The sequence below is a fragment of the Blautia sp. DFI.1.216 genome, from assembly GCF_020594215.1.
Classification (GTDB): Bacteria; Bacillota; Clostridia; order Lachnospirales; family Lachnospiraceae; genus Blautia_A; species Blautia_A wexlerae.
In genome coordinates, this window is sequence record NZ_JAJDML010000007.1 from 76,805 (window position 1) to 97,975 (window position 21,171).

19 protein-coding genes are annotated in these 21,171 nt (G+C 41.5%); 16 read left to right on the forward strand and 3 right to left on the reverse strand.

Annotated features, from left to right (window positions below; translation table 11 throughout):
• The first annotated feature begins 22 nt into the window (after positions 1 to 22).
• The 5 genes from LJE11_RS04525 (at position 23) to LJE11_RS04545 (ending at position 3,941) form a co-directional block, all read left to right on the forward strand.
• Positions 23 to 862, forward strand: a complete 840-nt coding sequence (locus tag LJE11_RS04525) for a TadE family protein (RefSeq protein WP_118593404.1) — start codon at positions 23 to 25, stop codon at positions 860 to 862.
• Between the two features lie 20 nt (positions 863 to 882).
• Positions 883 to 1,308 (forward strand): prepilin peptidase, encoded by a 426-nt coding sequence (locus tag LJE11_RS04530; RefSeq protein WP_227194569.1) that lies wholly within the window; start codon positions 883 to 885, stop codon positions 1,306 to 1,308.
• On the forward strand, positions 1,305 to 1,766 hold the full coding sequence (locus LJE11_RS04535; RefSeq protein ID WP_025578565.1) for a TadE family protein: 462 nt from the start codon (positions 1,305 to 1,307) through the stop codon (positions 1,764 to 1,766). Before LJE11_RS04530 ends, LJE11_RS04535 begins: the two co-directional genes overlap by 4 nt.
• Before the next feature lie 30 nt (positions 1,767 to 1,796).
• A complete protein-coding gene (locus tag LJE11_RS04540) occupies positions 1,797 to 3,266 on the forward strand; it encodes a DUF6382 domain-containing protein (RefSeq protein WP_165858219.1) in 1,470 nt (489 codons plus the stop codon).
• 84 nt (positions 3,267 to 3,350) lie between these two features.
• Positions 3,351 to 3,941, forward strand: coding sequence for a rhomboid family intramembrane serine protease (locus LJE11_RS04545; RefSeq protein WP_020993258.1), 591 nt, complete (start codon positions 3,351 to 3,353; stop codon positions 3,939 to 3,941).
• Between the two features lie 7 nt (positions 3,942 to 3,948).
• Here LJE11_RS04545 and LJE11_RS04550 read toward each other — a convergent pair whose 3' ends face one another.
• Positions 3,949 to 4,632: a sensor histidine kinase gene (locus LJE11_RS04550; RefSeq protein ID WP_008706975.1), complete on the reverse strand. Its 684-nt coding sequence runs from the start codon at positions 4,630 to 4,632 to the stop codon at positions 3,949 to 3,951.
• Between the two features lie 139 nt (positions 4,633 to 4,771).
• Here LJE11_RS04550 and LJE11_RS04555 point away from each other — a divergent pair, with 139 nt between their 5' ends.
• Both LJE11_RS04555 and LJE11_RS04560 read left to right on the forward strand, forming a co-directional pair.
• Complete coding sequence (locus tag LJE11_RS04555; protein ID WP_025578568.1) at positions 4,772 to 5,185, forward strand: HIT family protein; 414 nt, start codon at positions 4,772 to 4,774, stop codon at positions 5,183 to 5,185.
• Between the two features lie 26 nt (positions 5,186 to 5,211).
• Complete coding sequence (locus LJE11_RS04560) at positions 5,212 to 5,745, forward strand: RNA polymerase sigma factor (protein WP_008706973.1); 534 nt, start codon at positions 5,212 to 5,214, stop codon at positions 5,743 to 5,745.
• Here LJE11_RS04560 and LJE11_RS04565 read toward each other — a convergent pair whose 3' ends face one another.
• Positions 5,746 to 6,816, reverse strand: coding sequence for an undecaprenyldiphospho-muramoylpentapeptide beta-N-acetylglucosaminyltransferase (locus tag LJE11_RS04565; protein WP_008706972.1), 1,071 nt, complete (start codon positions 6,814 to 6,816; stop codon positions 5,746 to 5,748). It lies immediately after the preceding gene.
• A gap of 168 nt (positions 6,817 to 6,984) precedes the next feature.
• Here LJE11_RS04565 and LJE11_RS04570 point away from each other — a divergent pair, with 168 nt between their 5' ends.
• On the forward strand, positions 6,985 to 7,425 hold the full coding sequence (locus LJE11_RS04570) for a hypothetical protein (protein ID WP_055199834.1): 441 nt from the start codon (positions 6,985 to 6,987) through the stop codon (positions 7,423 to 7,425).
• A 570-nt stretch (positions 7,426 to 7,995) separates the two neighbouring features.
• Positions 7,996 to 9,612, forward strand: a complete 1,617-nt coding sequence (locus tag LJE11_RS04575; RefSeq protein ID WP_118338990.1) for an MBL fold metallo-hydrolase RNA specificity domain-containing protein — start codon at positions 7,996 to 7,998, stop codon at positions 9,610 to 9,612.
• Positions 9,613 to 9,761: 149 nt separating this feature from the next.
• On the opposite strand, the gene LJE11_RS04580 is transcribed toward LJE11_RS04575, so the two are convergent.
• Complete coding sequence (locus LJE11_RS04580; protein WP_008706968.1) at positions 9,762 to 10,007, reverse strand: TIGR03905 family TSCPD domain-containing protein; 246 nt, start codon at positions 10,005 to 10,007, stop codon at positions 9,762 to 9,764.
• A gap of 368 nt (positions 10,008 to 10,375) precedes the next feature.
• Between LJE11_RS04580 and LJE11_RS04585 the strand changes: the two genes are divergently transcribed.
• From LJE11_RS04585 to asnS, 7 genes are all read left to right on the forward strand, one after another.
• The gene (locus LJE11_RS04585) at positions 10,376 to 11,074 is read left to right on the forward strand and encodes a 5'-methylthioadenosine/adenosylhomocysteine nucleosidase (RefSeq protein ID WP_008706966.1); all 699 of its coding nucleotides are present in this window, start codon (positions 10,376 to 10,378) and stop codon (positions 11,072 to 11,074) included.
• A gap of 109 nt (positions 11,075 to 11,183) precedes the next feature.
• Positions 11,184 to 11,552, forward strand: a complete 369-nt coding sequence (locus tag LJE11_RS04590) for a hypothetical protein (RefSeq protein ID WP_022379846.1) — start codon at positions 11,184 to 11,186, stop codon at positions 11,550 to 11,552.
• A gap of 87 nt (positions 11,553 to 11,639) precedes the next feature.
• A complete protein-coding gene (locus LJE11_RS04595) occupies positions 11,640 to 12,803 on the forward strand; it encodes a class I SAM-dependent methyltransferase (RefSeq protein ID WP_008706963.1) in 1,164 nt (387 codons plus the stop codon).
• Positions 12,800 to 15,253, forward strand: coding sequence for a hypothetical protein (locus LJE11_RS04600; protein WP_173701057.1), 2,454 nt, complete (start codon positions 12,800 to 12,802; stop codon positions 15,251 to 15,253). Before LJE11_RS04595 ends, LJE11_RS04600 begins: the two co-directional genes overlap by 4 nt.
• A 213-nt stretch (positions 15,254 to 15,466) precedes the next feature.
• Complete coding sequence (gene galT, locus LJE11_RS04605; protein WP_008706957.1) at positions 15,467 to 16,957, forward strand: UDP-glucose--hexose-1-phosphate uridylyltransferase; 1,491 nt, start codon at positions 15,467 to 15,469, stop codon at positions 16,955 to 16,957.
• Between the two features lie 193 nt (positions 16,958 to 17,150).
• Positions 17,151 to 19,556: an InlB B-repeat-containing protein gene (locus tag LJE11_RS04610; RefSeq protein ID WP_195279959.1), complete on the forward strand. Its 2,406-nt coding sequence runs from the start codon at positions 17,151 to 17,153 to the stop codon at positions 19,554 to 19,556.
• A 185-nt stretch (positions 19,557 to 19,741) separates the two neighbouring features.
• Positions 19,742 to 21,133: an asparagine--tRNA ligase gene (gene asnS, locus LJE11_RS04615; RefSeq protein WP_008706954.1), complete on the forward strand. Its 1,392-nt coding sequence runs from the start codon at positions 19,742 to 19,744 to the stop codon at positions 21,131 to 21,133.
• The last annotated feature ends 38 nt before the right edge of the window (positions 21,134 to 21,171 follow it).

Here is a 21,171-nt window from a genome sequence, read left to right on the forward strand (position 1 = left end):
TGCTGAAAAGAGGTGTGAAAAGATGCTTTTACAGAAAGAAAAACAAAGCATTGAAGAAATCGGAAAAAAAGATAAAAAAATTTATGAAAGGAGAAAAGTCTCTCTAAGCAATATTTACGATCTTTTATTCCCCCAAAAGAGTCGGAAATATTTTCGGACAAATGCAAAAGAACATATTGGAGAAGTTTCTTCTGTAAAAGTATCTTTCTGCACCTCTTTTCGGGGAAAGATTAAGAAGGGAAGTCTGGCAGTAGAAACAGCACTTGTACTGCCGCTGTTCTTCCTGGGAATGGTTACGCTGATTTCGTTTATGGATATATATAAATTGCAGACGGAACATCTGACTGCATTGTGTACGAAGGCAAAACAGGCGGGAATGTATGCGTATCTTCCGGGTGGGGACAGTGTTGATGATATTACGCTGCCGGATATCTACACGTATAAACCCTTTGGTGGACTGATACCTCTTCCGGATGTTGGAGTTTATAACCATGTAAAAGTCCATGCATGGACAGGAACCGAATTTCCTGACAATGAAGGAGAGCAGGGAGAAACAGAACCGATGGTTTATGTAACTGCCTCGGGCAGTGTGTACCATAAAAATCCGGGCTGCAGCTATCTGAATGTTTCATTAAAACAAATTCCCGGAAGTTCCGCAAAATCTGCATCCAATAAGTACGGGGAGCATTATTCAGCCTGTGAAATCTGCAGCAGGAATCAGAATCCGGCAGGAGTGGTATATGTTACGGAACAGGGAAACAGATACCATAATCTGGAGTCCTGCAGTGGGCTGAAACGTTCGGTAAGACTGGTAAAAGCTTCCTCTGTTTCGGAAATGGGAGCATGTAGCAGGTGTGGCTGAATTTTTCCGGAGAGATGTATATGGAGATGAATGGTGTAAAAGAAATATGTGTACTTGGATTTCTGGGAATAAATTCATGGATAGATATCAGAAAAAAGCAGGTTGCTCTTCTGCTGATCATAATATTTGCAGTCTGCGGAACTGTGTGGACAATATATAGCAGAAGAAATGTTCCGGAGGTTCTTATGTGCGTGGGGACAGGTTTTCTCTTTGTGCTGATCAGCATCCTTACAGAAGGTGCTGTGGGAATGGGCGATGGCTGGCTGCTTATGGCACTGGGGACAGTGCTGTACCCGGAAGAATTTTTTTCAACACTTTTTATGGGAATGATCTGCAGTGCAGTATGGTCCGGCATCATGATGATGGGATTTTGCAGAAAGGGAAGTACGGAAATACCGTTTGTGCCATTTCTGCTGGCAGGATATCTGGGAGGATTTTTGATATGAAAGATAATTTTTGTATAACAAATGAATACAGTATAATTCGTAAGGGAAGTTTTACAATCGAGACTGCCTGTGTCATGCCGTTGATCCTGCTGGTGTTGATGGGACTTATCTATCTGAGCTTTTTTGTACATAACAGGGCATGGCTGACAGCGGCAGCTTATGAATCGGCAGTAAGCGGGAGCATGGAAGGGATTAAGAAAAACGGAGAAATATATGATACTGCAAGGATGCGCAGTGAGGAGCTGGGGAGTATTGGCTTTTTCGGGGCGGAGAATTTAGGTACCCAGACAAATGTGGGAAAAGAAGTGCAGGTAACCTATGACCTGGACACGATCTCGTCGTATGGCAATCTGAGCTGGCATTTGAGGACAGAAGGGAAATCCGCAGTGATAAATCCGGTGAAACATATCCGCAGACTGCGGGCGGCGCAGGCGGTACTGAGAGAAATGGGGGAATAGAATAGTATGCGGACAGAATATAAGAGGGATATGAATCATAATTATCTCATTGTCTATGGTGAGAATGAGATCAATACAGATTCCTATCAGGTAAGGATGCTTGCGGGAAATGTGATTCCCTCTCTTCTGAAGTGCAGGATACAGGGGATGGATGGCAGATTTCTTATCTATTTTGATATTACTTCGAAACAGGCGGTGAATGTGCTGTATGAAGAAAAGAAGATGGGAGTTGAAGATCTCAGGCTTATTTTCGGTGGTTTTGTAAAGGCTATGGAAGATGCGGCGGAATATCTGATCAATCCCGGACAGTTTATAATGTTGCCGGAATATATTTATACAGATATTGAAAAAAGACAGATTTATTTCTGTATGATGCCCGGATATGAGAAGGATATTAAAGAACAGTTTCAACTTCTGACAGAATATATTCTGCCGAAAATAGACCATCAGGATCAGGATGCGGTAATCCTTGGATATGGAGTATATAAAAGAGCAATGGAAGACAGTTTTCATCTGGAGCATATTAAAGAAGAATTATATAAAACTCAGAGTTCAGATGTAAATGGGGAGAAGAAAGAAAAAATAAATGCAAAAAAGACAGAGCAGGAGATGGAGTTTGCAGAAGAAGAGACTTTCCCGGAAGATAATGAAAACCGGAATGAATTTGTAAGAGAAGGAGAAGATTCAAAAGAACCCGGCCGACTGAACCCGGTCGGTGTTATTGTGCCGGCTGCTGTTCTGATCTGTGGACTGGCAGCTGCTATCCTGAAGGGATATCTGCCACATGTGGAAATGGAAACCATACTTGGTGTAATTGTTATAGCTATAGCGGGTATCATGCTGGGCCTGCGTATTATAAAGACAAAAAAAGTTTTGCATCTCCCGGAACAGGCGTATGCATCAGGAGAAACAGTGAGACACATAGAAAAAATAAGAAATATGCCATCATGGAATAAAACAGAAAAGAAAACATCAGGGAAAAGATCAGGATGGAAAGAAGCAGAAGGAAAAGTGTCAGGGCAGAAATGGGAGGACAGATTATATGAAAACCTGTCCCAGACAGTGGAGAGAAATCAGCAAACAAATCAGAGTCAGCCGGTGAATGGGCAGAAAATGTCAGACTGTGGACAAAAAACTTCCAAATCATCCCGGATACATATGGACTATGGTGAAACAGTAGTACTATCTGCCGGAACAGTAAGCGGACCTGCAAGTCTGGTGAGCAAAGAACCGGGAGAACTGGCGACCATTTATCTCAATGAAGATCTGACTGTGATCGGAAAGCTGGAAACTGCCTGTGATGCGGTGGTCAGCCTGCCTACCGTAAGCCGTATCCATGCAAAAATACGAAAAAAAGAAGAAAACTATTTCCTTAGTGATATGAATTCCAGAAACGGAACGTCTGTAAATGGAAGATTACTTCGTCCGGATGAGGAATATCAGCTTGAACCGGAAGATGAAGTGGATTTTGCACAGGCAAGATATATATTTCTGGAATAAATGTTTTTACAAAATACAGGAGGTCTGCTACAATTAGTAATGGTACATTGTTTTTGAGATAAAGAAACAGAAAAGAGGTAAAACTTGGAAGAACTGAAAAAGGCACCGGTTACAGTGCTTCTCATTCTGGCGAATATTCTTGTTTTTACTGCAGTGGAATTTACCGGAGGATCAGAGGATACCATGCATATGCTTCAGTGCGGAGCGGCATATACTCCCGCCATTATGCAGGGAGAATACTATAGGATCTTTACAAGTATGTTCCTTCATTTTGGACCGCAGCATCTTGGAAATAACATGCTGGTACTGTTTGTGCTTGGAGGCAGACTGGAGCGTACAGTTGGAAAACTGAAATATCTGCTGATCTATCTTCTGGGAGGAATGGGTGGAAATCTGCTGTGTCTGTTCCTGGAACTGGACAGTGCGGATTTTGCAGTTTCAGCAGGTGCATCCGGTGCAGTGTTTGCTGTGATGGGTGCAATGATCTATGCTGTGATCAGGGGCAGAGGTCATATTGAAGATCTTTCTGCCAGACAGGTAGTGATCATGGCTGCTTTTTCGCTTTATTTTGGTTTTACAAGCGAAGGGGTGGACAATGCGGCACATGTAGGCGGTCTTATCTGTGGATTCCTGCTTGCAGTTCTGCTTTATCATCCTTCGCAGCGTGCAGGATAACCGACCTTTATTCAGGGGATGCCGGCAGATAAATATAAAAGGCAGAACCCTGACCGGGAGTGCTGGAAACCCTGATCTGACCATGGTGTGCAGAGATGATTTCTGCTGTTACTGCAAGCCCGAGACCGGTTCCTTCCGGTTTATATGTAATGAAGGGATGAAAGATATTCTCAGTCTGCTTATGCGTCATACCACATCCGTTATCTTTAATACAGATGCAGATGCCGGAATCTGCAGGGGTGAGATTTACAATAATCTTTCCGCCTGGCTGATCGATGGCTTCACAGGAATTTTTGATCAGGTTAAATATGACCTGACGCATTTTTATCCGGTCAAGAAAAACAGGTGAAGAAGTATGTTCCACATGTATTTCCAGCCGGATTCCCAGATAGTCCAGAGTGTTTTTCTGACAGGATAAAACAGTGGTCAGAAATTCCGCGGGATTTACGGGAACAAGAGTAACTGTCTGCGCATGGCTGAAGTCAGAGAGTTCTTTCAGCAGTTCTTTTACATATTCAAGGTTATCCATAAGACTGTCCCATTGTCTGTAACTGCACAGTTCCGGGTGAGAGGAAGCCATCAACTGAAGTTCACTGTTGATCAGCGTGACCGGATTACGGATTTCATGTGAAAGTCTGGATAAAAGAAAACGAAAATCTTTTTCTGATTGTTTTGTTATTTCAATCTGCATATTATCACCTCAGGAAAAGTGTATCATTGTGAACTTTCAGCCGCAACTGATTTCGTCCTGAAAAATTCGCAATAAAACGACAAGTATTACTGATTATTGCAAATCAAAATCTTGAATTTTAAGAAAGAAGGATTTAAAGATGGAAAATTGTATTTTTTGTAAAATCGCTAATGGAGAGATTCCTGCTGCAACACTTTATGAGGATGAGAATTTCAGGGTAATTCTTGACCTGGGCCCGGCGAGTAAGGGACATGCGCTGATCCTTCCGAAATCGCATGCTGCCAATATTTATGAATTATCGGATGAAATGGCTGCAAAGGCAATGATTCTTGCAAAGAAAATGGCGACAGCAATGACAGCAGCACTGAAATGTGACGGATTTAATATTGTACAGAATAATGGCGAGTGTGCAGGGCAGACAGTATTTCATTTTCATATGCATCTGATTCCGAGATATAAAGGAGATCAGGTGGGAATCACATGGCACCCGGGTGAACTCAGTGATGCAGATAAAGAAGAAATCCTGTTAAAAGTAAAGGAGCAGCTGTCCTGATATTCTGATACAGCACATTGCAAAAGATGGAGAATATAGATTTTGTAAGTATCTACAGGAAATACCGCTCTCGGGCGTTCAATATTGGAAAATTTATCCTTGGCGATGAAGACGAAGCAGAAGATGTCTGTCAGGATGTATTTGAGACTTTGTTTCATATGGGCCGGAGTGTGGATTTTTCAGATGAAAAGAAACTGGAGAATCTGATTGTCAGAATCAGCTACCATAAGGCATCCGATCATCGCAAAAAGGCCTTCAGGAAATATGAATATGCGAACTCAGATGCGATTCTGGAAATGACAGATATGCGGGTAAGAAAAGGTAATCGTGTAGATGAGATTGTTCTGAATCTGGAGGCAGCAGGATACCTGCAGTCGATATTTGAAAAACTGAGAGAAAAGAACAGGACAAATTATGAAATCTATGTCAGTGTAACGTTATATGACATACCAACGCGTCTCGTTGCCAGACATTATCATATCACAGAAAATAATGTGAATAACAGAGTCATGAGGACGAGACGCTGGCTTGCCAGGGAATATAAGAAAATAACCCGGTGATTACTGTTTATTTACGCAGTCTTCGATCAGCCCGGTGATTTTTTCAATAGAATTCATATGACTGCTTTCTGACATGGCATGAACATAGGACTCTCTGTTCTGGTACAGTTCTCGGATTGCGTTTAAAAGTGTGCTTTCTGTAATCTCTTCTTCCTCAAGTACCATGCTGAATCCCTGACGTTCAAATGAACGTGCATTGAGAATCTGGTCACCGCGGCTGGCATTTGCAGAAAGCGGGATCAGAAGATTGGGTTTTTTTAAAGCATTCAGTTCACAGATTGCATTGGCACCTGCGCGGGAGATAACGATATCAGACAGAGCAAACAGATCGGCAAGCTCCTGTTTAATATATTCATACTGTACATATCCTTTTGTGTCTTTGAGACTTTCATCCATTTTTCCCTTACCACACAGGTGGATAACCTGAAACTCTTTTAAAAGTTCCGGAAGGATTTTGCGGATATTTTCATTGACAGATGCAGCACCAAGACTTCCGCCGATCACCATAAGAACCGGTTTGTCATCTGTGAAACCACAGAATTCGCGGGCTGCCTCTTTACTTCCGTTTAATAATTCCTGACGGATAGGAGTACCTGTAAGTACTGCTTTGTCAGCAGGAAGACTTTTTACAGTCTCAGGGAAGTTACAGCATACTTTTGTGGCAGATGGAATGCAGATCTTATTTGCAAGTCCGGGAGTCATATCTGATTCATGAATGATGGTAGGAATTTTACGTCGACCGGCAGCGATTACAACCGGGACAGTCACGAAGCCACCCTTGGAGAAAACCACATCTGGTTTTAATTGTTTCAATAATTTTTTGGCCTCACCGAATCCTTTCAGTACACGAAATGGATCTGTGAAGTTTTTCAGATCAAAATAACGTCTCAGCTTTCCGGATGAGATTCCGTAATAAGGAATATTCATTTCTTCAATAAGCTTTTTTTCGATTCCATCGTAGGATCCGATATAGGAAATTTCGTATCCAAGCTCCTTAAGGCGTGGGATCAGAGCAATATTCGGAGTCACATGTCCGGCTGTGCCGCCGCCGGTGAGCACAATATGTTTCATAGAGATTCCTCCTGTTTTATTCTGAATAGTTACAACAATTCTATAAAAGACTGCAGGGAATATGTGAAATCCTGCGAAAATGTCCGGATTCATTATTTTATGGAATTGCTATACGTTACTATTTAATATGAACCCAGGGGGAGAAATTGTCAAGGAAAGTTAAATATTATGAAGAACAAAACAGATATACAGACAAAAAATCAGCAGATAGACAAAATACTTCAAGAGCAGTATGATGTGGAAACCAAAATACTTGAATCCGCATTGCTGAACGTAGCAGGCAAAACCTCATGGGATGAATTTCCGGAAGAATCCGAGGAGAAGATCCGGGCGGGGTATGATCGGCTGATCACCCGACTGAGAGAAACAGGGGATTTCAATGAAGCAGCCAGGGCTGAAAAGACAGGAAGCACCGGGGCGGCAAAGGAAAAACTTGAAAGTCTTGAGTATGACGGGAACAGGACTCACAGAATCCTGAAATCTGCAGCTGCCGCAGTGGCAGTAGTTATGTTGACTGCGCTGGTGGGAATGACTGCTATAGCTGACTATCGATATCCGGATAAAAATACGCAGACATATCAGAAGACATCCGTTTTTGAAAAAAAATAAAAAAATTTTATTTTTTTGTGTGATATTTGCCGATTTGATTCGCATAGTATATGTAATGAAAGTTTGCGAAGCAGAAATCCGGCATTTTATTCTTCGGATAAGTGTGCGGATCAAAGGCTCGGAACAAAACGTTATATATTTATGCACTGACCGACAGAGAATCATTAAAATATCGGCAAATTTTTAAAATTCTTACGTGGCAGATGCAAAGAAAGGCAGGAACAGTCGAAAAAAACTGTTTCTGCTTTTTGTTTTCAGAAAAGATATTGTTAATTTGTTTCATTGTAGTGTATAATTAATACAATATAGAAGGATCATAAAAGCAGTAAAAAGCTGCCGGGTTAAACAGGCAAAATGCAGCAAAACAATTGGGGATATCAAAAATGTACTCTCGGAGTCTTTATTGCACTTGCTTTTATGGCTGATTTTTCGCCAGATTCACCCGAATTTTATCAACGTACGCACCGCGTACGCCTCAAAAATTCGGGCACATCTGACAAAAAATCTTCTCATAAAATCAAGTACAAAAAGATTCCGAGAGTACATCAAAATCTGAAGGGAGGTTTTTATATGAAGATTACATTTATCGGGGCAACTCATGAGGTTACGGGATCCTGTTATTATCTGGAGGCAGCAGGTCACAAGTTTCTTGTAGACTGCGGAATGGAGCAGGGACCGGATTATTATGAAAATGCAGAAATACCAGTGGCTTTGGGAGAGATAGAATTTGTTCTTCTGACACATGCACATATAGATCACTCAGGTAATCTTCCGGCTATTTATGCAAAGGGGTTCAGAGGACCGGTATATGCCACAGATGCCACCAGCCATTTATGCGATATTATGCTCAGAGACAGTGCGCACATTCAGATGTTTGAAGCAGAATGGAGAAACCGTAAAGGCAGACGACAGGGCAAACCGGAATTTGTTCCGGCTTATACAATGGAAGATGCCATGGGAGTGATCAGAAATTTTGTGGGATGCCCGTACAATAAGATGATCACTCCTGCAGAGGGAATTTCAGTCCGGTTTATTGATGCGGGTCATTTGTTGGGTTCTGCAAGTATTGAACTGACGGTCAGGGAGGAGGATACAGAGAAAAAGATTGTATTCTCCGGAGATATTGGAAATACCTGCCAGCCTTTGATCAAGGATCCTGAGTATCTGCACCATGCAGATTATGTAGTTATGGAATCCACTTACGGTGACCGCAGTCATGGAGAAAAGCCGGATTATGTGAAACTGTTGTCAGAAATCATCCAGGAAACCTTTGACAGAGGAGGAAATCTTGTGATTCCTTCTTTTGCAGTGGGACGTACGCAGGAAATGCTGTACTTTATCAGACAGATCAAGGCAGACGGACTGGTGTATGGACATGACGGATTTAAAGTATATGTGGACAGTCCTCTTGCAAATGAAGCTACCACGATTTTCTCGGAGCATCAGTATGACTGTTTTGATGAAGAAGCGATGGAACTGATCAAAAAGGGAATTAATCCAATTAGTTTCCCTGGATTGAAGATTTCCGTCACCAGTGATGATTCGAAGTCGATCAATTATGATGAGGAGCCCAAGGTAATCATTTCAGCCAGTGGTATGTGTGATGCAGGCCGTATCAAGCACCATCTGAAACATAATCTGTGGAATGAGAAGAATACGATTCTTTTTGTAGGATATCAGGCGGTCGGTACTCTTGGAAGAGCACTGATCGAGGGGGCTGCAGATGTGAAACTGTTTGGTGAACCTGTTCATGTGGCAGCGCATATCTGCCAGATGCCGGGAATCAGCGGTCATGCGGATGTGAATGGCCTTTTAGACTGGGCGAAGGCATTTGAGGAGAAACCGCAGAAAGTCTTTGTTACTCATGGAGATGATACAGTTACAGAGATTTTTGCAAAACGTCTGACAGATGAACTGGGGTATGATACAATGGCTCCGTTCAGCGGTACGGTTTATGATCTGGCAGACGATGTATGTCTGTATGAGGCAAAGGGTGTGAAAATCCAGAAAGCATCTGCATCACCGAAGGCAACAAGAGCAGCCAGAGCCTTCGAGAAACTTCTGGCACTTGGTTACAGGCTTATTACGGTTATCAGGAAAAATGAAGGAACGCCGAATAAAGATCTGGAAAGATTTTCAAGAGATGTTCAGTCCCTGTGTGATAAATGGGACAGGACAGATATGTAAATTAAAAAAATATCCCACGAAACTTTATCTATAGCAATCTTTGTAAATAATATATTGATTCAATTTACATTATTTAAGAGGCTTGCTATAGTTTTCGTGGGATATTTTATACGGTCACCTGCGTAACTGTTCAGTATTTCCACAGTTATTTATTTGTTCAGAACTTCCTCCAGTGCAGTGGAAAGCTGATCCGGACATGAGGTATTCTTAAATCCGCATTTGATTCCTTTTAATCTGCTGATCACTTCCTCTGCATCCATTCCCTCTACAAGACTGGCTACACCTTGGGTATTTCCGCTGCATCCGCCGATGAAACGGACATTGTGGACTTTCTTATTGTCATCTACTTCAAATTCAATATGGCTGGCGCAGACACCTTTTGTTTTATACGTCATGATATGTTTCCTCCTGTGTGAAAAAATGTAAATATAAATGCTGCTGTTCATATGCCACTACGTGACTGTTCATTCCGTTCATAGTAACGTAGCCAAAATTCATTCCAGATTGCCTGCGGCAATGGAATTTCGGCTTGTATGTCTCGGGATTTTGGCATATTCATGCCAAAACACCTCGCGGAATAGTGATATGTGAACAGTAACATAAAATAGCAATTGTATTATAACAGAGGATAAAAAAAGTTTCCATATAAATAAAGTTTTGCTATAATAAAGAAATGTCAGGAACATTTGTCACTGTTTACACATCTGAACCTGATACCATGAAAATGAAAAATTACAATATACAAAGAAGAGGTGTTTTAATAATGAAATGTATCGGAATTATCGGAGCAATGGAACAGGAAGTTGCAAAAATCAAGGAAAAAATGCAGGATGTCACAATTACATCCAGAGCCCGTATGGATTTCTATGAGGGAACTCTGGAAGGAAAGAAAGTAGTTGTTGTACGTTCAGGAATCGGAAAAGTAAACGCAGGTATGTGCACACAGATCCTTGCAGATGTATTTGGTGTGGAAGCGGTGATCAATACAGGAATTGCAGGAAGTCTGAATAATGATGTAAATATTGGGGATATTGTTCTTTCCACAGATGTTTTGCATCATGATATGGATGCGATCGGCTTCGGATATAAGAAAGGTCAGATTCCGCAGATGGATGAATTTTCCTTCCCTGCTGATGAAAAACTTCGTAAACTGGCTGCAAAAGTATGTAAAGAAGTAAATCCTGAGATCAGTGTATTTGAAGGAAGAATCTGTTCCGGAGATCAGTTTATCTCAGATAAGAGCGTTAAAGATGCCATCATTTCAGAATTTGGTGGATTTGCAGTAGAGATGGAAGGTGCTGCTATCGGTCAGGCTGCTTATCTGAACCATATTCCATTCCTTGTAGTAAGAGCAATCTCTGATAAGGCAGACGGAAGTGCTCACATGGATTACGCTGAGTTTGAGATGGCAGCAATTGAACACAGTGTCAAATTAACTGTAAGAATGATCCAGGAATTGTAATCTGCAAGAAGCAGATGAAATAAAGCGGCACGTGAACTGTATTTCGGCACAGTCTGCAGAACTTTGCATATACTGAAATAGACAATCGAAAAGAATGCAGGATCGTACGATGTATCTGAAAGAATATTTTCCGTTTTATACCACATATGCAAATCCTCTTCTGTATGAAGGAGAACGGATGCAGGATAAAGAATTTAACCTGATGAAATCCTATTATCCGGGGACTGTACAGCATATTCAGGAGAAAATAGAAGAGGAATGTGATCTCATGGATTATGAGGGAAGCCGCCTTTATGATGAATATCCGGATAAATATATGATTTATCATTTAAGCTGCAAGATCAGGGAGAGTATGGAACCGGAAATAAGCACTCAGGCTATCAGGGAGGATTTTCTGGATGAACTGATACAGGTAATGCTTTGTCAGGAAATATCCAGAAGAAGATGCCGCAGATATCGCTGCAGGAGATACTTTTAAAACAGATTGTAATTGCTCGGGAAATCGGTTTGCTGGTACACCGGACAGTTACAACAGATTATATAACATTAACAGACAGAAAGAGCAATGAAAAATTTAAGAGAATATTTAGAAGAACAGATAAATGAAAATCTGATACAGGCTGTTCTGAGTGCCGGCAGAAATAAAGATGGCATATCAAAAATAAAGATTCGTCCGATCCGGCTGAAAGGACAGATCTGTTATCAGGCATCTGCCACAGAAGGACAGAAAGTTCTGCATAAAAACTACGGGCGTACGGAACTGATTGAATATGTGGAAAAAGAACTTGCAGAGAATTTCAGACAGTTTCAGGCACAGGGTGCAGTAACAGACGGGGTTGTTCTTGTCAGTAAAAAGGGGAAAATGACTATTAAACAGAAACACCATGAACAGAAAGAAAAAGTTCAGATCCAGGCACATAACCGGGTGAAACAATATATTCTTAAAGAAGGTGTTCCGGTTCCGTTTTTGATCGATCTGGGAGTTATGAATGAACAGGGAAAGATTATCCATGCCAGATATGACAAATTCAGACAGATCAATCGTTTCCTTGAATTTATTGAAGATATACTTCCCAGACTTTCCAGAGACAGAGAAATAACGATTCTGGATTTTGGCTGTGGAAAGAGTTATCTTACCTTTGCCATGTATTATTATTTAAGAGAACTAAAAGGATATGATGTAAATATCATAGGTCTTGACCTGAAAACAGATGTAATTGAGAAATGTAATTCTCTGGCACTCAGATACGGATATGAGAAGCTGCATTTCTATCATGGTGATATTGCAGATTATGAAGGTGTATCCTGTGTGGATATGGTGGTAACGCTTCATGCCTGTGACACAGCTACCGATTATGCACTTGCCAAGGCAGTGGAATGGGGAGCTGAAGTCATTCTTTCCGTACCCTGCTGTCAGCATGAAGTTAATAAACAGATTAAAAATGAAATGCTGGAGCCGGTTCTGCGCTATGGAATCCTGAAAGAAAGGATGTCTGCGTTGATCACAGATGCTGTGCGTGCAGATCTTCTGGAGAGCAAAGGTTATGATACCCAGATCCTGGAGTTTATTGATATGGAACATACACCTAAGAATCTCCTGATCAGAGCAGTCAGAACAGGGAAAAGATCAGACCAGGGTAAGGTGGAGAAAATGCTTGCAGCCCTGAATATCCATCCCACACTGGACAGGCTTCTGAATGAAAAAGAACAGGAAGGGAGTGTGCGATGAAAAGGATACTGAAAAAAGCAGGTATTCTTCTTCTGGTATTTCTGCTTGGTACAGCAGGTACTGCATTGCTTCTTAACAGTGAATCCACAGATAACCGTTCTGATTTTAATGACGCAGTGTTTCCGGAAGTCATGGTGGATATGAATGATACGCTGATAAACCGGATGTATGGATATGCGCAGCCTATGCAGGCGGATTTTAGCAGAGACAGTGTGACTCCTCTGGATACATCAAAAAAACTGACATTTAAAGTGAATCCCTATGATTCGGAAGTAAAGAGTTTTTCTTATGAGATCCGTACATCTGATGGAAGTAAAGTCCTTGAAAATAAGAAGATTAAGAATCTTGTAAAAGAAGATCAGTATTTGTCCGTAGACGTGGAGATTGGCAGTGATCTGCGTATGAATCAGGAATATTCCATGCAGATTGCCCTGGAACTGGATGAGGGTACAGCATATTATTATACGAGAGTTGTTTCCAGGTCACAGGTACATGCATCAGATTATGCAGCTTTTGTAAAATATTTTTATGAAGCGTGTCTTGACAAAGAGTCAGCAGATGCACTGGGAAGTTATCTGGAACCACAGACAACAGGAGCAGCAACGAATTACTCGGGAATTAATATTAATTCTTCCCTGAGTGAGATCAGTTGGGGGAATCTTGCTCCGCAGCTGTGTCAGGAGGGAATTCCTGTGATCAAAGAGATCAATGAGACAACTGCCAGCGTTGTGCTGGAATATCAGCTGACTTCGCAGAATGAGGATGAGGAAACGGAATTATATGACGTAAAAGAATTTTACAGAATGAAATATCAGGATACCAGGATTTATCTGCTGGATTTCCAGCGTTCTGCAAATCAGGTCTTTGATGGTACACTGCCTGTTTATGAGGATGATGGGATTATCCTTGGAGTGCGCGATAAGAATGTAGAATATATGATGAATGATGCTGCTACTGTGATAGCTTTTGTGCAGGAGGGAGATCTGTGGTCCTATTCACCGGGCAATGAAAAGGTAAATCAGGTTTTCAGTTTCAGAAAATCGAAGGACGGAGATTTCCGCGATTCCAGAACTCAGCATGACATCAAGATCGTCAGAGTAACTGATGAAGGAGATATTGATTTCGTACTTTATGGATATATGAACAGAGGAAGCCATGAAGGATATGAAGGAATTGCAGTTTACCATTACAATCGTGATAAAAACGTGGCAGAAGAAAGAGCCTTTATCCCTGTTTCGGAATCATTTGAATTTCTGAAAAAAGATCTTGAAAAACTGTCCTATGTCAATGAAAAGAATGAGCTGTTTCTGATTCTGGCGAAGAATCTTTACAGGATCAATATCGAAGAGAACTCCAGTGAAATTCTTGAAAAAGGAATAAAAAATGCGAATTTTGTATCTTCCGATAATAATGACCATGCAGCCTGGCTGGTTTCAGAGGGGGATGAAAAGGGAAATATTAAGGAAATTGATTTTGATACCTGTAAAACCCGACTGATCGCACCGCAGAAAGGCCAGAGACTTCGTACAGTTGGATTTATGAATGAAGATCTGATTTATGGAATGCTGAATAAAGAAGATGTTCTTACAGATGAGGAGGGACATAAATCTGTTGGGATCCGCATTCTGCGTATTGAAGATTTTGAAGGAAATGTAAAAAAAGAATACCGGAAAGACGGACTTTATATCACTGATATTTCAGTAGGAAATACTCTGATCGAGTTTGAACTTTCTGCAAAATCCGGAGAAACCTCTTATGTTGCCCAGAAGAAAGATACGATCATGAATAATAAAAAGGCAGCGGCAAATACAGTAAAAATCGAACTTATTTCTGCATCCAGGACAGGTGTTCGTGTGAAACTGGTATTTAACACAACCAAACAGACAGATTCTCCGCTGACTATGTATGCAAAGGTAAGCAGTTCCGATCGGAAAGACATTGTTCTGGACACTCAGATTCCTCAGGAAACAGCATATTATGTTTACGGACAGGGCGGACTGGACGGTATCTATACAGATCCGGCGAAGGCTGTATTGCGTGCAGATACGCTGGGAGGTGTAGTGCTGAACCGTACACAGCAGTATGTATGGGAACGTGGAAATAAAAAGACAAAAATGCAGATAGATACAGAAGGGATTCCGGAGAGTGTGCTTCAGGGAACCTATGATATTAAAACCCTGAAAAAGAGCCTCAAAAAGACCGGAACTGTGATCGATCTTTCCGGCTGCAGTTTGGACAGTGTGCTGTACGAGATAAGTGCACAGCGTCCGGTAATTGCCAAAACGGGAGCAGATACAAGCGTGGTGATCGTAGGATATGATGAATATAATACCTGGCTGTATGATCCGGTTAAAAAAGAGATCTATCCGTATGGAATGAATGACAGTACGGATCTTTTCCAGAAAGCCGGAAATGTGTTTATCACCTATATAGAAACAGTAAATTACTGATGAAAAACATAACCGGCAGGCAGCTGAGAACGGAGCGAACAGTAACGCGACAGCAACCTGCCGGTTATTCATCCAAAAAATTGTAAAAATGCTTCTTTACATTTCACTGATATTTGAGTATTCTAAAAAGGACAAACAGTGGCAGAGAAATTTATTGTTTAAACACGTTACTGTAAGAGTGAAACAGTAACAGCGAAACGGAGGAACGTACAGATGTTATATGAGAACATTAAAAAATTAGTACAGTACGGAGTAGAAACAGGACTTACACCGGCCTGCGAGAAGAATTATACAATAAATCTTCTTCTGGATGTCTTTAAAGAAGACGAATATGTGGAACCTGAGGAAGAGTACAGGGATATCGATCTTGAAGAGGTATTAAATGCACTTCTGGATGAGGCTGTGAAGAGAAATCTCATAGAAGACAGTGTTGTGTACAGAGACCTTTTTGATACCAGACTTATGAACTGTCTGATGCCGCGTCCGGCGCAGGTACAGAATGAGTTCTGGAGCAGATATGAGAAAGATCCACAGGAAGCAACCGATTACTTCTATAAACTCAGTCAGGACAGCGATTATATTCGTCGTTATCGTGTAAAGAAAGATCAGAAATGGACAGTAGACAGTGAATATGGTAAAATCGATATCACCATCAATCTTTCCAAACCGGAAAAAGATCCGAAGGCAATCGCTGCTGCCAAGCTTGTAAAATCCAGCAGTTATCCGAAATGTCTTCTTTGCCCGGAGAACGAAGGATATGCAGGAAGAGTTAATCATCCTGCCAGAGAGAATCACAGAATCATTCCTATCACTGTAAATGACAGTCCCTGGGGATTTCAGTATTCCCCATATGTGTATTACAATGAGCATTGCATCGTCTTTAACAGTCAGCATGTTCCGATGAAGATTGAGAAGAATACATTTATCAAACTTTTTGATTTTGTAAAACTGTTCCCGCATTACTTCCTGGGATCCAATGCAGACCTGCCTATCGTAGGCGGTTCTATTTTAAGTCACGATCATTTCCAGGGCGGACATTATACTTTCGCAATGGCAAAAGCACCGATCGAGAAACATGTGACTATTCCGGGATATGAGGATGTAGAAGCAGGCATTGTTAAATGGCCTCTTTCAGTTTTAAGGATCCGTCATAAGGATGAGAAGAGACTGATAGAGCTTGCTACACATGTTCTGGAAGCGTGGAGAGGTTATACAGACGAAAGTGCGTTTATCTTTGCTGAAACTGATGGAGAACCGCACAATACGATCACACCGATCGCCCGCAGATCCGGAGATATGTTTGAACTGGATCTCACACTTAGAAATAACATTACTACTGATGAGCATCCTCTTGGTGTATACCATCCGCATGCAGAGTATCACCATATCAAGAAAGAGAATATTGGTCTGATCGAAGTAATGGGACTTGCCGTACTTCCGGCAAGATTAAAAGAAGAACTGGAACTTCTGGCAGAATATATTCTGGAGGGAAAAGACATTTCTTCCAATGAGAAGATTGAGAAACATGCAGCGTGGGTTGCAGAATTCCTTCCGAAATATGACAACCTTGATAAAGACAACATTCAGGATGTTCTCAGAAAAGAAGTCGGTAATGTATTCGTTCATGTACTTGAGGATGCCGGCGTATATAAATGCACTGCTGAAGGCAGAGAAGCATTTATGAGGTTTATCAATAAATTATAAGGAATATTTTCAACCATAAGAAAACAGTGTTTACATAGCAGGATGACAAATCTGGTATTATTTACATATGAGCAGGTTGTGGCGGTTCTGATCAAAAGCCGGGCAGTCTGAAGATGTTTTTGAATGATTGGGAATGCATAGAGAACGTCCCGCATATTTTATGTTGGGACGTTTTTGCAAAATGGAGGTAAATATGTACAGAAAAAGACACAAAAGAGGAAAGCGTCTGGCAAGTGTGTTTCTGACTGTGGCACTGATCACTGCAACAGTTCCCGTACAGGCAGCAGAGTTCGGCACTCCGGACAGTTTTGAAGAGATTTTCAGTTCAGGGGAAGAAGATTCGTGCATAACTGATACAGAAAATACTTTGCCGGCAGCTTCTGATTCGGAGAAAGTAATGGCATCGGAACTGTCACCAACACCAACAGTGACTTCGACACCGGAGGGTACACCTGCACTGACAGAAACACCGACTCCTTCGGTCACACCGATGCCGTCTTCAACACCGACTCCTTCAGTCACACCATCACCATCTCCCACGCCGACGATTAATCCGGAGAAAGAGGTAATGCTCCGGTTTATAGACGGAGAAGGAAATGAATGTGAACAGCTGCGAACAGTGATGTCCTGGGGTGAATCTTTGATCCTTCCCAATGTACCGGATACAGGTGCACCGGATATGTGGAAACTGGAAAAAAATGAAAAACTTGGAGATGCGATCACTCTGAAGGGTGGAGATATTCTTACTCTGAAGAAAGGCGAGAGCTGGAATCTGTTTCTCGAAAAAGGCATCCTGAACTTCTATATGCCAAAGAAATGTACGGTTTCCCTTTATAATAATTCAGGAACCAGTGTGTTTTCCAATGGAATTCTGCAGGCATATGAGACAAAAAACGTCATACTTCCGGATATGCCATCATCTAAATACATTAATTATGGATGGACAGATACAAAGGGAAGTTCTGCTGTAAAATATGAACTGAATTCAGAATTTACAGTGACCGGTGACACAGATTTTTACATTGTGCGCCGTACAGCACTTCAGGTGAATTTTAAGACCAATACAGGGGCAAGCAACAGTAAATTTACCAGACTGAATCAGAAAGTCGGAAAAGGACTTACAGTTACAATGCCGCAGGTACCTGTCAAGACAGGATATCAGTCTCTGGGATGGTCAAAGAATAAAAAAGCCTCCAAAGCTGACTATAAAGCAGGCCAGAATGTGACTGTATCAAAAACACTGACTCTCTATGCTGTATATAAGAAATTGCCTTACACAGTTACTTTCAATAACAATAATGGAACAAGTACCAGCAAAATTTATACTTCGCTCACCATGTATGCGTCAAAAAATCAGAAAGTGACACTGCCTGATGTGCCGAAAGTAAAGGGCTATACAAATCTGGGCTGGACAACTGAAAAGGGAGAAACAGAACTGGAATATTCAGCCGGTGATACAGTAAAGATTACAAAGGCAACTCAGTTCTATGCAGTGCGCAGAAAGAGTAATTATTATACGGTCAGCTACTATCTGGGAAATGGAAGCACTAATGCGGCTTATCAAAAACTTACTCAGACAGTAGAAGAGGGAACGGTTGTTATCTTTGCAAAAGTACCGGCAAGAACCGGTTATGTTAATCAGGGATGGTCAAGTAAGAAAAATTCTGAGAAAGCAACAGCAAAGGCGAAATGTACAGTCAACAAAAATATCACTCTTTATGCGGTACAGAAGAAGGCAGTACAGCTGACTTTTCACAGATGTGACGGCAGCACCTGGCAGAAAACGACTCTGGCAAAAGGAAGTTCTTATTCTCTTCCGGGCGTAAGGGATGCAGAAGGTTATACTTTTATGGGGTGGTCCACAAAACCGATGCAGAGTGTTTCTCCGCAGTATGAGGCAGAAGAAAAAATCACGGTAAATGGAAATGTGGATCTCTATGCAGTGGTATTTAACAGAACAACGGAAACAGACCTTACAGAGGATCAGCTTCCGCAGGTAGATATCTATAAATATAAACAGGTGATTTTTGTAGGTGATTCCCGTACGGAATTTATGGAAAATGTTCTGACAGGAATGGGAGAATCTGCGACTAAAAATGTGAAGTTTGTCTGCTCGGCAGGAAAGGGACTGGACTGGTTTACCACTACAGGATGGGCTCAGCTTTATTCCATAGTACAGCACGATTCCAACAGTATTCTTTCAAAGAAAACCGCAGTGATCTTTAATTTTGGAGTAAACGACTTGTCAAAATCTGCAGATTATGCGGAGTATTATAACTGGATTGCACCACAGCTTAAAAGCAAAGGATGTGAACTGTACTTCATGTCTGTAAATCCGGTGAATCGTCTGATGCTTCCCAATGCGGGAAGAGCGGACAGAAGTGAGGCGGCAGTCAGATCATTCAATCAGTATATGAAAGCAAATCTGTCTTCTGCTTATACTTATATTGATATGTATTCTTATCTGAAATCAACAGGATACAGCTTTGCCAGTGATCATTACGGAACCGGTACGGTAGATGACGGGCTTCACTATACTACAAGGACATATAAGCGTATTTTTGCAAAATGTATGGATTCATTGAGAGTGCCTGCCTGACCAAATGGCAGAGAGCATGATTTTGCTACACCTGACAAAAGAAAAAACATAGTTAAATACCAGATTACTCCTTGCGTGAAAACAGGGAATAGTCTATACTAAAAGGCGAGACGGCTGTTATCTGAAACAGCGTTTCGTCTTTTTGTGTAAGACCAGAACGATGAGGAGAAAGAGGAAACATAGATATGAAGTTAACAACAGTAAAAGAGATTTACAAAGAGAGAGAAAAATACCTGGATAAAGAGGTTACAGTAGGTGGATGGGTACGAAGCGTACGTGACTCCAAGACATTTGGATTTATCGTGCTTCACGACGGAAGCTTCTTTGAGACTCTTCAGGTAGTTTATCACGATACAATGGAGAATTTTGCTGAGATCAGCAAATTAAACGTAGGTGCAGCGATCATTGTCAAAGGTACACTGGTAGCAACTCCACAGGCAAAACAGCCATTTGAGATCCAGGCAGCAGAAGTTACAGTAGAGGGTAATTCTGCACCTGATTATCCGCTTCAGAAGAAACGCCACAGTCTTGAATACTTAAGAACCATCACACATCTCCGTCCGAGAACAAACACATTCCAGGCAGTATTTCGTGTACGTTCTCTGTGTGCTTATGCGATTCACCGTTTCTTCCAGGAGCAGGGATTTGTTTATGTGCATACTCCGCTGATCACAGGAAGCGACTGTGAAGGTGCAGGTGAGATGTTCCAGGTAACTACTCTGGATATGAACAACGTTCCGACAGATGACAAGGGTGCTGTAGATTACTCTCAGGATTTCTTCGGAAAAGAAACTAATCTGACAGTAAGCGGACAGTTAAACTGCGAGACTTTTGCACAGGCATTCCGCAATGTTTATACTTTCGGACCAACCTTCCGCGCTGAGAATTCCAACACAACCCGCCATGCGGCAGAGTTCTGGATGATCGAGCCGGAATGCGCATTTGCAGATTTAAATGACAACATGGATCTTGCAGAGGCAATGCTGAAATATGTGATCCGTTATGTACTGGAGAATGCACCGGAAGAGATGAATTTCTTCAATTCTTTTGTTGATAAGGGACTTCTGGACAGACTGAACCATGTGATCAATTCTGAGTTTGGTCATGTTACTTACACAGAAGCAGTAGAGCTTCTGGAGAAGAACAACGATAAATTTGACTACAAAGTATTCTGGGGATGCGATCTGCAGACAGAGCATGAACGTTATCTTACAGAAGAAATCTTTAAGAAACCTGTATTTGTAACAGATTATCCGAAAGAGATCAAAGCTTTCTACATGAAGATGAATGAGGATAACAAGACTGTTGCAGCTATGGACTGTCTGGTGCCTGGAATCGGTGAGATCATCGGTGGAAGCCAGAGAGAGGATGACATTGAGAAACTTGAGAAACGTATGGACGAGCTGGGACTTAAGAAAGAGGATTATGACTTCTATCTTGATCTTCGTAAATATGGTTCCACACGCCATTCAGGATTTGGTCTTGGATTTGAACGTTGCGTAATGTACCTTACCGGCATGGGCAACATCCGCGACGTAATTCCATTCCCAAGAACTGTTAAAAACTGTGATTTATAATTTGACTGATATCAGTATTGTGGGAGCATTGAAGCTGC

Excerpts from the sequence above, each read along its gene's own strand:
- LJE11_RS04590 (WP_022379846.1), top strand. The coding sequence starts at position 11,184 with ATGTATCTGAAAGAATATTTTCCGTTTTATACCACATATGCAAATCCT.
- LJE11_RS04565 (WP_008706972.1), bottom strand. The coding sequence starts at position 6,816 with ATGAAACATATTGTGCTCACCGGCGGCGGCACAGCCGGACATGTGACT.
- LJE11_RS04610 (WP_195279959.1), top strand. The coding sequence starts at position 17,151 with ATGTACAGAAAAAGACACAAAAGAGGAAAGCGTCTGGCAAGTGTGTTT.
- LJE11_RS04550 (WP_008706975.1), bottom strand. The coding sequence starts at position 4,632 with ATGCAGATTGAAATAACAAAACAATCAGAAAAAGATTTTCGTTTTCTT.
- LJE11_RS04540 (WP_165858219.1), top strand. The coding sequence starts at position 1,797 with ATGAATCATAATTATCTCATTGTCTATGGTGAGAATGAGATCAATACA.
- LJE11_RS04585 (WP_008706966.1), top strand. The coding sequence starts at position 10,376 with ATGAAATGTATCGGAATTATCGGAGCAATGGAACAGGAAGTTGCAAAA.
- LJE11_RS04595 (WP_008706963.1), top strand. The coding sequence starts at position 11,640 with ATGAAAAATTTAAGAGAATATTTAGAAGAACAGATAAATGAAAATCTG.
- LJE11_RS04555 (WP_025578568.1), top strand. The coding sequence starts at position 4,772 with ATGGAAAATTGTATTTTTTGTAAAATCGCTAATGGAGAGATTCCTGCT.
- LJE11_RS04600 (WP_173701057.1), top strand. The coding sequence starts at position 12,800 with ATGAAAAGGATACTGAAAAAAGCAGGTATTCTTCTTCTGGTATTTCTG.
- galT (WP_008706957.1), top strand. The coding sequence starts at position 15,467 with ATGTTATATGAGAACATTAAAAAATTAGTACAGTACGGAGTAGAAACA.
- LJE11_RS04560 (WP_008706973.1), top strand. The coding sequence starts at position 5,212 with ATGGAGAATATAGATTTTGTAAGTATCTACAGGAAATACCGCTCTCGG.
- LJE11_RS04535 (WP_025578565.1), top strand. The coding sequence starts at position 1,305 with ATGAAAGATAATTTTTGTATAACAAATGAATACAGTATAATTCGTAAG.
- LJE11_RS04580 (WP_008706968.1), bottom strand. The coding sequence starts at position 10,007 with ATGACGTATAAAACAAAAGGTGTCTGCGCCAGCCATATTGAATTTGAA.
- asnS (WP_008706954.1), top strand. The coding sequence starts at position 19,742 with ATGAAGTTAACAACAGTAAAAGAGATTTACAAAGAGAGAGAAAAATAC.
- LJE11_RS04530 (WP_227194569.1), top strand. The coding sequence starts at position 883 with ATGGAGATGAATGGTGTAAAAGAAATATGTGTACTTGGATTTCTGGGA.
- LJE11_RS04570 (WP_055199834.1), top strand. The coding sequence starts at position 6,985 with ATGAAGAACAAAACAGATATACAGACAAAAAATCAGCAGATAGACAAA.
- LJE11_RS04525 (WP_118593404.1), top strand. The coding sequence starts at position 23 with ATGCTTTTACAGAAAGAAAAACAAAGCATTGAAGAAATCGGAAAAAAA.
- LJE11_RS04575 (WP_118338990.1), top strand. The coding sequence starts at position 7,996 with ATGAAGATTACATTTATCGGGGCAACTCATGAGGTTACGGGATCCTGT.